We start from the raw sequence: 12,612 nt of genomic DNA on the forward strand, positions 1-12,612 counted from the left end.
CAACGTCTTAGTTTGCTTCGTGTTTTTTCTTATAATCACTAACTGCGGCTTTAATTGCATCTTCTGCAAGAATAGAGCAGTGGATCTTCACTGGTGGTAGTTCAAGTTCTTCAGCAATTGCTGAGTTCTTGATAGCAGCCGCTTCGTCTAAACTCTTACCTTTCACCCATTCAGTGATCAGTGAACTAGAAGCAATAGCAGAACCACAACCGTATGTTTTAAACTTCGCATCTTCAATGATACCTTCATCACTTACTTTGATTTGAAGCTTCATTACGTCGCCACATGCTGGTGCACCCACCATGCCGCTACCAATGTTTTTATCATTTTTATCGAAAGAGCCCACGTTACGCGGATTCTCATAATGCTCGATGACTTTTTCACTATATGCCATGATGATTTCCTCGACATTTGATGATCACAAGTTTATGACCGCTAGCTTAGTGGTGTGCCCACTCAACAGAGTTAAGATCAATACCTTCTTTGTGCATATCCCATAGTGGCGACATGTCACGCAGTTTTTCTACTGCAGTACGGATCTGTATAATTGCGTAATCAATTTCTTCTTCTGTCGAGAAACGACCAAAAGAGAAACGAATTGAGCTATGTGCTAGTTCATCATCTAAACCAAGCGCTCGCAGTACGTATGAAGGCTCAAGGCTTGCTGAAGTACATGCTGAACCAGAAGAAACAGCGAGATCTTTCAGTGCCATTAATAAAGACTCACCTTCAACGAAAGCAAAGCTAATATTCAGGTTACTTGATACACGTTGCTCTAGGTCACCATTAATATGAACTGATTCCATATCTTTTAGACCATCAAGAAGGCGAGTACGTAGTGCTAATGTATGCACACGATCTTGTTCCATCTCTTCTTTAGCAATGCGGAATGCTTCACCCATACCAACAATCTGGTGGGTAGCAAGAGTACCAGAACGCATACCACGCTCATGACCGCCGCCGTGCATTTGTGCTTCTAAACGAATACGTGGCTTACGACGAACGTAAAGCGCACCAATTCCTTTAGGACCGTAAATTTTATGCGATGTTACTGAAATAAGGTCAACTTTCATTGCCTGTACATCGATCGGTAGCTTACCGATAGACTGTGCAGCATCAACGTGGAAAACAATTTTGTTTTCACGGCAAAGTTCGCCAATAGCAGTAATATCTTGAATTACGCCAATTTCGTTATTTACGTGCATGATAGACATTAGAACGGTGTCTTCACGAATCGCATCACGCAATTTTGCCAAATCAATTAAGCCATTTGCTTCTGGCGCAAGATATGTCACTTCGAAGCCTTCACGCTCAAGCTGGCGACAAGGGTCTAATACCGCTTTGTGCTCAGTCTTACAGGTAATGATGTGCTTACCTTTTTTGCTATAAAAACGCGCAGCGCCTTTAATTGCAAGGTTGTCAGATTCTGTTGCACCAGACGTAAACACAATTTCACGTGGGTCAGCATTCATTAGATCAGCAACTTGCTCACGCGCTGTATCAACAGCTTCTTCAGCCTGCCAGCCGAAACGGTGTGAACGAGAAGCAGGGTTACCGAAATTCCCGTCCATTGTCAGGCATTGCATCATCTTTTCAGCAACACGTGGATCTACTGGGCAAGTAGCGGAATAATCAAAATATATTGGCAATTTCATTTTCATCTCCGAAAACACGGATGTCTAGCGACTAAGAGCGGACATCGACACCTATAGTGGTGCTATCGTGTGTTTTTTTATGTCCAAAAGACGTTCTTAGCGAACTATTGCTTAAGACTTGATCTTGACGACCTGAAATCTCTTGAACGTTATTATCTCTCATCAACTCACCAAGAGTGATGTTATTCAAAAAGCCGCTGATACGGGAGCTTAAGTCATGCCATAACGTGTGTGTTAAGCAGCGTACACCACCTTGACAGTCAGCTTTACCATGACATTTTGTAGCATCAACCGATTCATCAACAGCTGCTATAACCATACCGACAGCGATATCATTAGCATCTTCACCTAAGCGATAACCACCACCTGGTCCACGAACACTTGCCACGAGGCCAGCTTTACGTAGGCGTGAGAAAAGTTGTTCTAAATAAGACAGTGAAATACCTTGTCGTTCGGAAATATCCGCTAAAGGTACAGGACCATCTTGAGAATGCAGAGCGACATCAAGCATCGCAGTTACCGCATATCTTCCTTTTGAAGTCAATCTCATAACACACCGCTACCCACTTATGTATATAGCACGAGTGTTACATACCCGACTAAAATGGTCAAGTATTCACCTGACTATTTTAGTCAAGCTTTAGACCTGACGCACAATAGGGTTATTTATCGCGATGTTCTAATGATTTTTCTATAGAAGAAAGAATACCACGCAGAATATTAAGCTCTTGCTGCTCTGGTCGAGCACGAGTAAACATGCGGCGAAGTTTTGTCATCACCATGCCGGGATGCTTCTTATTAATGAACTGAGTTTGAGTTGTCACTTTTTCAAGGTGCTCGTAGAACAATTCTAATTCTTTGGCACGCGGGTATTCATCAATTTTCTTTTCACCCGTGTACTTCTGCGTTTCTAAAAATGCCATACGCACTTCATAACTAACAGTTTGCACTGCCATTGCTAAGTTCAATGAGCTGTATTCAGGGTTCGCCGGAATATAAACATGGCAATGGCACTTTTGTAATTCTTCATTCGTCAAACCAGTACGCTCACGACCGAATAAAATAGCAACGGGGTGCGCTGCTGCTTCTTCAATTGTTTTGATACCTGATTCACGCGGATCAAGTTGTGGCCATTCTAATGTACGAGAACGTGCACTTGAGCCAATCACTAAACCACAATCTGCAATTGCTTCATCTAATGTTTTGACGATTTTTGCATTGGTTACGACATCTGCCGCGCCAGCAGCTAAAGCAAGAGACTTAGCGTCTATCTCACAAGCTGGGTCAACAAGGACTAGATTCGTAAGCCCCATCACCTTCATGGCACGTGCTGCTGAACCAATATTTCCAGGGTGAGATGTTCCGATTAAAACAACGCTTATTTTATCTAACATGGTTTAGCAATTTCCGACTATTTTTAAGAGCGGTTGGATTTTAGCACAGCCTATAAAGAAGTGGGGAAAACATGTAAAACTAAAGCGTGTTTTTCTACTTTTTTTAGTTTTGACCGATGATGTTTAAAAAATAACCACTTCCATTTTGCCCTAGCTCTGTTATACTCGCCGCCGATTTTTAGTTCTTTAACATCCGTTGGGAAGATCCTATGCATCCGATGCTTAATATCGCCATTCGCGCTGCGCGAAAGGCTGGTGACCATGTCATTAAATCGTTAGAAAAACCTCAAGGCATTGAAGTTGCCAATAAAGGCAGTGACGTCGTTACTAATATTGATCATGAAGCTGAAGCTATCATCATCAATTCTATTCTTAAGTCTTACCCTGATCACTGCATTCTTGCAGCAGAGTCTGGTACTAAAGAAGGCCGTGACAAAGAGTGTCAGTGGATCATCGACCCAGTGGATGGCACCAAAAACTTCGTTCGTGGTTTGCCTCATTACGCTATTTCAATTGCACTACGCATGCGTGGTCGTACTGAAGTTTCTGTAGTATACGATCCATCTCGTAACGAACTCTTCACTGCAACACGTGGTTCTGGCGCACAGCTTAACAGCCAACGTCTACGTACATCACAACCTCGTGACCTTAGCGGTACTATTATTGCTACTGGTTTACCATTCGCTGCTAAGCAACACGCAGAAGCGCTTAACAAAGTACAATCAGCAATTTTTGTTGAGTGTGACGATATGCGCCAATCTGGTTGTTCAGCACTAGACCTTTGTTACTTAGCAGCAGGTCGTGTTGATGGCGTAGTTAAACTAGGCCAAAAGCCTTGGGAACTAGCAGCTGGTGAACTAATTGCACGTGAAGCGGGTGCTATCTGTACTGACTTTACTGGTAACACTAACTACCTAACATCTGGCAACATTGTTGCTGGTAACGCACGCGTAGTTAAGCCAATCATCGCTAAAATCCGTGAACACGGTGGCGAAGCATTAGCTAAATAATCGTTTATAACGATTAAAGAATTCTGAAGCCTCGACTATGTCGGGGCTTTTTTTATGCATACTGTAAATCGCGGTTAACCAGTAAGAATAAATCGATATTCGGGTTAGTTGATACCCATCGTGATAAACCAATCTGGATAAACCATAGATACAAAAACGGAGCCTATTGGCTCCGTTTTTATTGATGAAACCGAACACTCACCTATTAAGGCATTGCGTCGAATTCTTCACCTTCTTTTTCTACCTGTGGTGGCATTAGGTGTTCACGAGTGATACCCAATTTCAATGCCAGTGCCGAAGCAACGTAGATTGATGAATAGGTACCTACCGTTATACCGATCAATAATGCCAAGGCAAAACCGTGGATCATTGTTCCACCTTTCATAAAGAGAGCGACAACAACAAACAAGGTTGTACCCGATGTAATCAGCGTACGGCTTAACGTTTGAGTAATAGAGTTGTTTATCACATCAGGCGCTTCACCCTTTCGCATCTTACGGAAGTTCTCACGGATACGGTCAAATACAACAATCGTATCGTTTAGTGAGTAACCAACCACCGTCAGCAAGGCTGCAACAATAGTTAGGTCGACTTCCACCTCTAGAAGAGAAAAGATACCAATCGTAATAATAACATCGTGCGCAAGTGCTAATACCGCACCGGCAGCTAAACGCCATTCGAAACGCATCGAGACATAAAGCAAAATACAAATTAGCGAGATAATAATCGCCAACCCGCCAGCTTCAGCCAGTTCGTCACCCACATTAGGACCAACAAACTCGATACGACGCATTTCAACGCTCTGCCCTGTTCCCACTTTTAATGCATCAATGATCTGGTTACCCAGTACTTCACCTTTTGCATTTTCACGAGGTTGCAGACGTACAAGTACATCACGAGCAGTACCGAAGTTCTGTACGATTGCATCGCCAAAACCCGCCGCTTCTAACGAATCACGAATTTTAAGCAAATCTGCAGGTTGTTCGAAACCCACTTCAATTAACGTACCGCCAGTAAAGTCGAGACCCCAGTTAAGCTTCTTTGTTGCCACAGTGCCAATTGCTACTGCAATCATCATTAGTGAGAAAACAAAAGCAAACTTTGACCAGCGCATAAAGTCGATCGCATTATCCACTTTCAATAGTTGAAACATGTTTGCGCCTCCTATATCGACAGTTTATCTACGCGCTTACCGCCGTAGACAAAGTTAACAACCGCACGTGTACCTATAATCGCCGTGAACATTGAAGTCAGGATACCGATTGATAGTGTTACAGCGAAGCCTTTGATAGCACCAGTACCAACAGCAAACAAAATAATTGCTGTGATAAGTGTCGTAATGTTTGCATCAGCAATCGTACTGAATGCATTAGCGTAACCTTGTTGAATCGCTTGTTGAGGGCTTCGACCTTCACGCAATTCTTCACGGATACGTTCAAATATCAGTACGTTCGCATCGACAGCCATACCGACTGTTAATACGATACCTGCGATACCAGGTAAGGTCATCGTCGCGCCTGGAATCATCGACATAACACCGATAATCAATACCAAGTTCATAACGAGTGCCATGTTGGCAATTAGGCCGAAACCACGGTAATAAATTAAGGTAAATAGCATTACTGCTACCATGCCCCAAATCATCGCCTGAATACCCATATCGATATTCTGCTGACCCATTGACGGACCAATCGTACGCTCTTCAACAATAGAGATAGGTGCAATCAGCGCACCAGCACGAAGTAGAAGCGCTAAGTTATGTGCTTCTGCCTGCGAATCGATTCCGGTAATACGGAAATTACGACCTAACGCAGTTTGAATCGTTGCTTGGTTGATCACTTCTTCATGCTTTTGAAGAATCACTTTACCGTCGGCTTGACGTTTACCGCTATCTTTATACTCGGTAAACACTGTCGCCATCAGCTTGCCCACATTATTACGTGAGAACGCTGTCATCTTGCTACCACCTTCGCTGTCTAGCGAGATGTTAACTTGAGGACGGCCATATTCATCAGCACTTGAGCTCGCATCAGTGATATGAGAACCCGCAAGGATGATACGCTTCTTTAATACCGCCGGACGCTTGTCACGGGTGTACTTCACTTCACTACCTGCTGGTACTCGACCAGCGGCAGCCGCAGCAAGATCTGCCGTGCTATCGACTTCACGGAATTCAAGTGTTGCCGTCGCACCAAGAATTTCTTTTGCGCGAGCAGTATCTTGAACACCAGGAAGCTCAACCACAATACGGTTAGCACCTTGACGCTGTACTAGAGGTTCAGCAACACCCAGCTCATTCACACGATTACGAAGAATCGTGATATTTTGATCAACCGCGTAGTTACGAATTTCTTTCAGACGAACTTCTGTAAATTGTGCAGTAAGAACGAAACGCCCATTGCTATTACTATCGGTAAATAGCATATCAGGGTGTAATTGCGCGAGTGCCGTTTCTGCTGCTTTTAGATCTTCATCATTACGCAGACGAACTTCGACAGAAGAATCTGTTTTGCTTATCGCACGGTAACGCACTTTAGCTTCACGTAATTCGGTACGGAAAGTCTCTTCTTGTTGACCGAGTAACTTTTCCATTGCCGCATCCATATCCACTTCCATTAAGAAGTGAACACCACCACGTAAATCAAGACCCAGCTTCATTGGTGAGGCACCAATAGATTCAAGCCAGTCAGGCGTTAATGCTGCTAGATTAAGCGCAACGACGAAATCGTCGCCTAGCTGTTCATTGATAATATCGCGAGCACTGATCTGAGTATCAGTGTCGTTAAAGCGGACAAGTACAGTACCGTTTTCGAAAGCGACAGATTTATAGGAGATGTTGTTCTTTTTTAAATCTTCGGTGACAGTATCCAGAGTAGACATATCAACCGAGGCGCCACGCGCCCCGGTGATTTGAATCGCTGGATCTTCACCGTAAACATTGGGAAGTGCATAAAGCAAACCGATAAGCAGTGCGAACACCACCATCAGGTTCTTCCACAAGGGATAACGGTTTAACACTGCGATGATCCTTCAAAGCAAAGAATTATAGAGATTTCATTGTGCCTTTAGGCAATACAGCTGTAACGAAATCTTTCTTGATAGTAACTTCATTGTTGTCGTTAAGTGCAATCACGATGTAATCAGTTTCTTCAGAAACTTTTGTGATCTTACCTAACAAACCGCCATTAGTTAGTACTTCGTCGCCTTTGCCCATCGAACTCATAAGTGTTTTATGCTCTTTAGCACGTTTCGCTTGTGGACGATAAATCATAAAGTAAAAAATAACAGCAAAAAGGCCAAGCATGATGAAAAGTTGCATGCTGCCGCCTTGCGGAGCACCTTCAGCTGCGGCATTTGCCTGAGAAATGAAAAGACTCATTTAGTAACGTCCTCGTTTAAAATATTAAGCGTTTTGTAATGGTGGAACTTCTCTGTCACGACGCGCGTAGAATTCTTCTACAAATGCATCGAAACGGTCTTCTTCAATCGCACTACGGATACTCGCCATCAAACGCTGGTAGTAACGTAAATTGTGGATTGTGTTTAGGCGTGAACCTAGGATTTCATTACACTTATCCAAATGGTACAAATACGCCTTTGAATAATTGAGACAAGTGTAACAGTCACAATGCGGATCTAAAGGTGTTGTATCCGTTTTATGTTTCGCATTACGGATCTTGATCACACCACCAGTAACAAATAGGTGTCCATTTCGGGCATTTCGGGTCGGCATTACGCAATCGAACATGTCGATACCGCGTCGAACACCTTCAACTAAGTCTTCAGGTTTACCTACACCCATCAGGTAGCGAGGCTTATCTTCAGGTAGCTGAGGGCATGTATGCTCAAGAATACGGTGCATGTCTTCTTTAGGTTCACCAACAGCCAAACCACCCACTGCATAACCATCAAAGCCGATATTTGTTAGGCCGTCAACAGATACATCACGTAAGTCTTCATACACACCACCCTGAATAATGCCGAATAGTGCATTGGGGTTTTCTTGCTTATCGAAATGATTACGGCTGCGTTGTGCCCAACGAAGTGACATTTCCATCGATTTTTTCGCTTCATCATGCGTTGCCGGGTATGGCGTACACTCATCGAAAATCATGACGATGTCAGAACCTAAATCGTACTGAATTTCCATCGACTTTTCTGCGTCCATGAAAACTTTATCACCGTTAACAGGGTTACGGAAATGCACACCCTCTTCAGTGATTTTACGTGTAGCACCCAGACTAAATACTTGGAAACCGCCTGAATCTGTCAAAATCGGACCATGCCACTGCATGAAGTCATGCAAATCACCGTGAAGCTTCATCACTTCTTGACCTGGGCGTAGCCACAGGTGGAATGTATTGCCAAGCAGAATCTGTGCGCCTGTCTCTTTTACTTCTTCAGGCGTCATACCCTTAACTGTACCGTAGGTACCAACAGGCATAAAAGCAGGGGTTTCAACCGTACCGCGTTCAAACTGTAAGCGACCGCGACGTGCGCGTCCCTGCGTTTTATCTAATTCAAATTTCACAAAGCCTCCAAAAGCCAGAGAAACAATCTGACATAATTCCCAAGTGGGATTCAATGCAAAAGGCCAATTGCCCAATGCACACTTTCATTATCACATAATGCCAATCGTTCGATTGATATCAAATCACCACGCCATAAAGCGTAGCGGAATAAATAAATATCACATCACCATTACTAGGGCGTGCTGTTTTTTTCACATAATTGTTGCTGATATTTGCGGTTCACCCTGACACAACAAAGGCTGCCATTTTAACAAAAGCAGCCTTAAGGCACACTGACTTAATAATAAGAAGTGTTACACGTTGTTCCGACGAGTAATAAACATCGAATCACCATAACTGAAGAATCGATATTGATTATCGACCGCTTGTAGATATGCATTCATGGTATGTTCATAACCAGCAAAAGCACTTACCAGCATAATCAACGTTGATTCAGGTAAGTGGAAGTTAGTCACCAATACATCCACCAGCTGGAATTCATAACCAGGGAAAATAAAGATTTCTGTATCACCAAAAAAGGGCACTAATTCAGTTCCCTTTTTAACGGCATCTTGCGCGGCACTTTCAAGAGAACGTACCGACGTGGTACCAACAGCAATAATACGACCACCATTAGCTTTGGTCGCATTAACGGCATCAACAACATCTTGAGGTACTTCAACATACTCTGAATGCATGTGGTGATCATCAATGTTATCAACACGAACAGGCTGGAAAGTACCCGCACCGACATGCAAGGTGACAAAAGCAAAATTAACCCCTTTTGCTTTTAATGCTGCCATCAGTTCATCATCGAAATGTAAACCTGCTGTAGGTGCAGCGACTGCACCAGGTTTTGCATTATAAACCGTCTGATAACGCTCTTTATCAGCATCTTCATCAGGACGATCGATATAAGGAGGAAGCGGCATGTGCCCCACTTCTTCTAAAATTTCTAAAACAGTTTTATCGCTGTTAAAACGAATTTCAAACAACGTATCATGACGTGCAATCATTTCAGCTTGATAATCGTCATTTTCGCCCAGTAATAATTCATTACCCGGCTTTGGCGATTTTGATGCTCGTACATGCGCAAGAATGCTTTTATCGTCAAGCATGCGCTCAACTAACACTTCTATCTTACCGCCTGACGCTTTACGACCAAAAATACGGGCAGGAATAACACGCGTATTATTGAACACGAATAGATCGCCAGATTCAGCTAAATCTAAGACATCCTTAAAGCCCTTATGCTGGATATTTCCAGTTTCACCAGTTAGTTGCAGTAGACGACTAGCAGTGCGTTCAGGTTGTGGATAACGAGCAATTAGCTCATTAGGTAGATCAAAGTGAAAATCAGAAACTTGCATCTTTTTATGCCCCAAATAACAGCAGGCAGCTAGTATAGGCTGCCCCACTGCAATTTCAAGGAAAGATGGGAATCACAAATTAATTTTCGGTCTAATCTCGAAAGTAATGGATTACATCTTACAGATAATGGCCAGCCAAATTTAAGAACGACGCCAACGGATAAAAACAGCCATTAATAACATACTGAAAAAACCGAAGCTGCCACCACTATCATCCGACGTTACACCCGTTGTTGAAGGTGTAGCAATATCAGCACCTGCGCCAGTATAATCAGAATTGAATGGGTTAACTGTAAATTGTGGCGTTATCATGGTTTCTATGTTCAGTTCACTGCTAAGCAGCCCAGTAATCCAATCATGGTATTGAGCCACTTCGGTATAAACACCGGGCAGCTGCCCCGCACAACCTTCACCAAAACTCACTAATCCAACTAAACGTAAACCAAAATCATTGTCGCTAGCCTTCTGTGCATTTTGCCATACGAGTGGTCCACCAGAATCACCAAAACAACTGTCACGGGCAAGTAAAGGGGAAGGAGAGCCCGCACAAAGGAAAATACTTAAGTCACTTGCGTTAATATTCGATCCCCACACATTATCACAGGTCGAATCAGGCACACCTGATAGCAATGTTTGTCGTAACGTTGTGGAGCCGGAACTATTCTCGGGATCCGTTTGAGTTGCTCCCCACCCTGAGACTAATAAATTCGCAGGTCGCTGACCGTTGGCAACCCATCCATTAACAAATTCATTATCCGCTAATTGTTGCTCTGCCCGAGTCGCAGGTAAAATAGGGATAGATGCAACAGGCAAAGGGGCACCAAGCACCAAAAGCGCAATATCATTGGCAAAGCGACCGGCATTATAAGAAGGGTGAAGAATAACTTTCGTTACAAGAACGGCATTGGATGTACGTGCGCTAAACACACTGGTAATGCCAGCCCACACTTTTACATTTTCAGCCCGAGCCGTTGTTGTCCCATTTTTCATGCAATGCGCAGCGGTTAGAACAACTTGAGAAGCAATGACCACACCACCACATACAAATGTCTCACTGCCGTTGTCAGTGGAATACGTCATATTAAGATAAGCCTGCCACGGTACTTCATTCTGGGATGATTCAATTCCTCCAATAATCTTGGCTGTCGCTGCCACTTTATCGTCGGCCTTAGCCTGAAATACAACTAACGCAAACCAAAATAACAGGCAACTAACAAAGGCTTTAGTCATTAAGTGTTCCTACTGAGTGAACGTTTATTAACTCTAGCTTTCTATTCTTATTTTCGCGGCTCGAAAATAATAATAAGGTTTTAAAATAATTACAATAACTCGCTCATTACCGGACTAATCATTGATTTTAGTCATTAGTCATTACGCTAGGATTAGCTACATTCAATAATGAGAGGTTAAAAAGATCGTCACCTATATTTTGAATATTGCTTTTATTGTCATGTTATTACGCAGACTTATAACAATTACATTCAGCGTGAACTGATGTTTCAATAAAAGGAAGAAACGATGGATACAATATTAGAATAGGTACTGGCGAGTTGTTGAAACCTAATTGCAGTAGGACTGCCGGAGGTTTATATGTTTACAGTTTCCGATATGATGACCCCAAACCCACATACCTTACAGCAACATAATACATTGGCCGATGCAAAAGCCATTATGGAAGATGTTGGCATTCGACACATTCCAGTAACCGATATGGATGAACAACTTATCGGTATTGTAACTCAGCGTGATGTGCTGTCTGCCCAAGAGTCCAGCCTAGAGCACATTACAAAAAACAACTTCCTATCTACTTTAGATATCCCTCTAGAGAAATGCATGCATCGCACACTGATGAGTGTTGATCCTCATGCCAGCCTTAAAGAGGCTGCTGTCTATATGCAAAAACATAAAATTGGATGTTTACCTGTAGTGGAAAAAAAACGATTAGTCGGCATAATTACAGATGCAGACTTTGTTTCTATCGCGATTAACTTACTAGAGATACAAGAGGAAATAGAACCTATTGCAGATGATAACGACGCCATCTAAAGGTATATTATACCTATGAATTTTCTTGCTCATCTGCATTTGGCTGACTGTTGCCAAAGTGATATGGCAGGGAACCTTCTGGCTGATTTCGTTCGGGGCGATCCTTACAAGCAACACGTTAAGCCTGTCGCCGATGGTATAAAACTGCACCGCTTTGTCGATGGTTATATTGATGCAATGCCGGAAGTAAAGGCAAGTCGGTACTTGTTTAGTGACAACACGCGCCGTGTTAGTGGCATTGCATTAGATATTGTTTGGGATCACTTCCTTGCTGTTCACTGGCAAGATTTTCATCCTTATTCCTTAGAGCACTTTGTACAACACGCAGAGAACATCGTTCGACAATACCAATCAAACTTGCCTGAACGCTATGTCTTGATGAGTGCTCATATGTGGCAGCAACAATGGTTAATCCAATATAGAGAAAAGCCAAGCATTGAACGGGTTTTAATGCGTATGGCAGCAAGACGCCCTAAGTTACATCAACTCGCGCTGTGTTCTGAACAAATAGATGATAATTATGATGAATTAGAACGTGTCTTTCACATCGTTTACCCCCAAGTAATAACTGCAACCAAACAGCATCGCCTTACTCAACGCTAGTATCTGCTCAAGAGAAAAAATAT

General features: G+C 43.0%; 13 protein-coding genes. 3 read left to right on the forward strand and 10 right to left on the reverse strand.

Annotation, left to right across the window (positions count from 1 at the left end; all coding sequences use genetic code 11):
• Positions 1-7: 7 nt before the first annotated feature.
• The 4 genes from iscU to trmJ form a co-directional block, all read right to left on the reverse strand.
• Entirely contained in the window at positions 8-394 is a 387-nt protein-coding gene (iscU, locus tag C9J12_RS14895; RefSeq protein WP_006230804.1) for a Fe-S cluster assembly scaffold IscU, read from the reverse strand.
• Positions 395-440: 46 nt separating this feature from the next.
• Positions 441-1,655 carry an IscS subfamily cysteine desulfurase gene (locus C9J12_RS14900; RefSeq protein ID WP_107243437.1) on the reverse strand — a complete coding sequence of 405 codons (1,215 nt, stop codon included), beginning with the start codon at positions 1,653-1,655 and terminating at the stop codon, positions 441-443.
• Positions 1,656-1,686: 31 nt separating this feature from the next.
• Positions 1,687-2,205 carry a Fe-S cluster assembly transcriptional regulator IscR gene (gene iscR / locus C9J12_RS14905; RefSeq protein WP_011217505.1) on the reverse strand — a complete coding sequence of 173 codons (519 nt, stop codon included), beginning with the start codon at positions 2,203-2,205 and terminating at the stop codon, positions 1,687-1,689.
• Between the two features lie 112 nt (positions 2,206-2,317).
• Complete coding sequence (gene trmJ, locus C9J12_RS14910; RefSeq protein ID WP_107243438.1) at positions 2,318-3,049, reverse strand: tRNA (cytosine(32)/uridine(32)-2'-O)-methyltransferase TrmJ; 732 nt, start codon at positions 3,047-3,049, stop codon at positions 2,318-2,320.
• A gap of 209 nt (positions 3,050-3,258) precedes the next feature.
• Between trmJ and suhB the strand changes: the two genes are divergently transcribed.
• Positions 3,259-4,059, forward strand: a complete 801-nt coding sequence (gene suhB / locus C9J12_RS14915) for an inositol-1-monophosphatase (RefSeq protein ID WP_011217503.1) — start codon at positions 3,259-3,261, stop codon at positions 4,057-4,059.
• 205 nt (positions 4,060-4,264) lie between these two features.
• On the opposite strand, the gene secF is transcribed toward suhB, so the two are convergent.
• The 6 genes from secF to C9J12_RS14945 all read right to left on the reverse strand — a co-directional run bounded on the left by secF (position 4,265) and on the right by C9J12_RS14945 (position 11,170).
• Positions 4,265-5,212 carry a protein translocase subunit SecF gene (gene secF, locus C9J12_RS14920; RefSeq protein ID WP_107243439.1) on the reverse strand — a complete coding sequence of 316 codons (948 nt, stop codon included), beginning with the start codon at positions 5,210-5,212 and terminating at the stop codon, positions 4,265-4,267.
• Between the two features lie 11 nt (positions 5,213-5,223).
• A complete protein-coding gene (secD, locus tag C9J12_RS14925) occupies positions 5,224-7,077 on the reverse strand; it encodes a protein translocase subunit SecD (RefSeq protein ID WP_107243440.1) in 1,854 nt (617 codons plus the stop codon).
• Between the two features lie 25 nt (positions 7,078-7,102).
• The gene (yajC, locus tag C9J12_RS14930) at positions 7,103-7,438 is read right to left on the reverse strand and encodes a preprotein translocase subunit YajC (protein ID WP_006230796.1); all 336 of its coding nucleotides are present in this window, start codon (positions 7,436-7,438) and stop codon (positions 7,103-7,105) included.
• Positions 7,439-7,462: 24 nt separating this feature from the next.
• Entirely contained in the window at positions 7,463-8,590 is a 1,128-nt protein-coding gene (gene tgt / locus C9J12_RS14935; RefSeq protein ID WP_107243470.1) for a tRNA guanosine(34) transglycosylase Tgt, read from the reverse strand.
• 294 nt (positions 8,591-8,884) lie between these two features.
• Positions 8,885-9,940, reverse strand: coding sequence for a tRNA preQ1(34) S-adenosylmethionine ribosyltransferase-isomerase QueA (gene queA / locus C9J12_RS14940; RefSeq protein WP_107243441.1), 1,056 nt, complete (start codon positions 9,938-9,940; stop codon positions 8,885-8,887).
• 141 nt (positions 9,941-10,081) lie between these two features.
• Positions 10,082-11,170 carry a trypsin-like serine protease gene (locus C9J12_RS14945; protein WP_107243442.1) on the reverse strand — a complete coding sequence of 363 codons (1,089 nt, stop codon included), beginning with the start codon at positions 11,168-11,170 and terminating at the stop codon, positions 10,082-10,084.
• A gap of 360 nt (positions 11,171-11,530) precedes the next feature.
• Here C9J12_RS14945 and C9J12_RS14950 point away from each other — a divergent pair, with 360 nt between their 5' ends.
• Positions 11,531-11,986, forward strand: coding sequence for a CBS domain-containing protein (locus tag C9J12_RS14950; RefSeq protein ID WP_107243443.1), 456 nt, complete (start codon positions 11,531-11,533; stop codon positions 11,984-11,986).
• 15 nt (positions 11,987-12,001) lie between these two features.
• Positions 12,002-12,589: an acyl carrier protein phosphodiesterase gene (locus tag C9J12_RS14955; protein ID WP_107243444.1), complete on the forward strand. Its 588-nt coding sequence runs from the start codon at positions 12,002-12,004 to the stop codon at positions 12,587-12,589.
• The last annotated feature ends 23 nt before the right edge of the window (positions 12,590-12,612 follow it).

The organism is Photobacterium frigidiphilum (genome assembly GCF_003025615.1).
GTDB lineage: Bacteria > Pseudomonadota > Gammaproteobacteria > Enterobacterales > Vibrionaceae > Photobacterium > Photobacterium frigidiphilum.

What these genes read in the sequence shown, in the direction of transcription:
- iscU (WP_006230804.1), bottom strand. Translation starts at nt 394, where the DNA reads ATGGCATATAGTGAAAAAGTCATCGAGCATTATGAGAATCCGCGTAAC.
- C9J12_RS14900 (WP_107243437.1), bottom strand. Translation starts at nt 1,655, where the DNA reads ATGAAATTGCCAATATATTTTGATTATTCCGCTACTTGCCCAGTAGAT.
- iscR (WP_011217505.1), bottom strand. Translation starts at nt 2,205, where the DNA reads ATGAGATTGACTTCAAAAGGAAGATATGCGGTAACTGCGATGCTTGAT.
- trmJ (WP_107243438.1), bottom strand. Translation starts at nt 3,049, where the DNA reads ATGTTAGATAAAATAAGCGTTGTTTTAATCGGAACATCTCACCCTGGA.
- suhB (WP_011217503.1), top strand. Translation starts at nt 3,259, where the DNA reads ATGCATCCGATGCTTAATATCGCCATTCGCGCTGCGCGAAAGGCTGGT.
- secF (WP_107243439.1), bottom strand. Translation starts at nt 5,212, where the DNA reads ATGTTTCAACTATTGAAAGTGGATAATGCGATCGACTTTATGCGCTGG.
- yajC (WP_006230796.1), bottom strand. Translation starts at nt 7,438, where the DNA reads ATGAGTCTTTTCATTTCTCAGGCAAATGCCGCAGCTGAAGGTGCTCCG.
- queA (WP_107243441.1), bottom strand. Translation starts at nt 9,940, where the DNA reads ATGCAAGTTTCTGATTTTCACTTTGATCTACCTAATGAGCTAATTGCT.
- C9J12_RS14945 (WP_107243442.1), bottom strand. Translation starts at nt 11,170, where the DNA reads ATGACTAAAGCCTTTGTTAGTTGCCTGTTATTTTGGTTTGCGTTAGTT.
- C9J12_RS14950 (WP_107243443.1), top strand. Translation starts at nt 11,531, where the DNA reads ATGTTTACAGTTTCCGATATGATGACCCCAAACCCACATACCTTACAG.
- C9J12_RS14955 (WP_107243444.1), top strand. Translation starts at nt 12,002, where the DNA reads ATGAATTTTCTTGCTCATCTGCATTTGGCTGACTGTTGCCAAAGTGAT.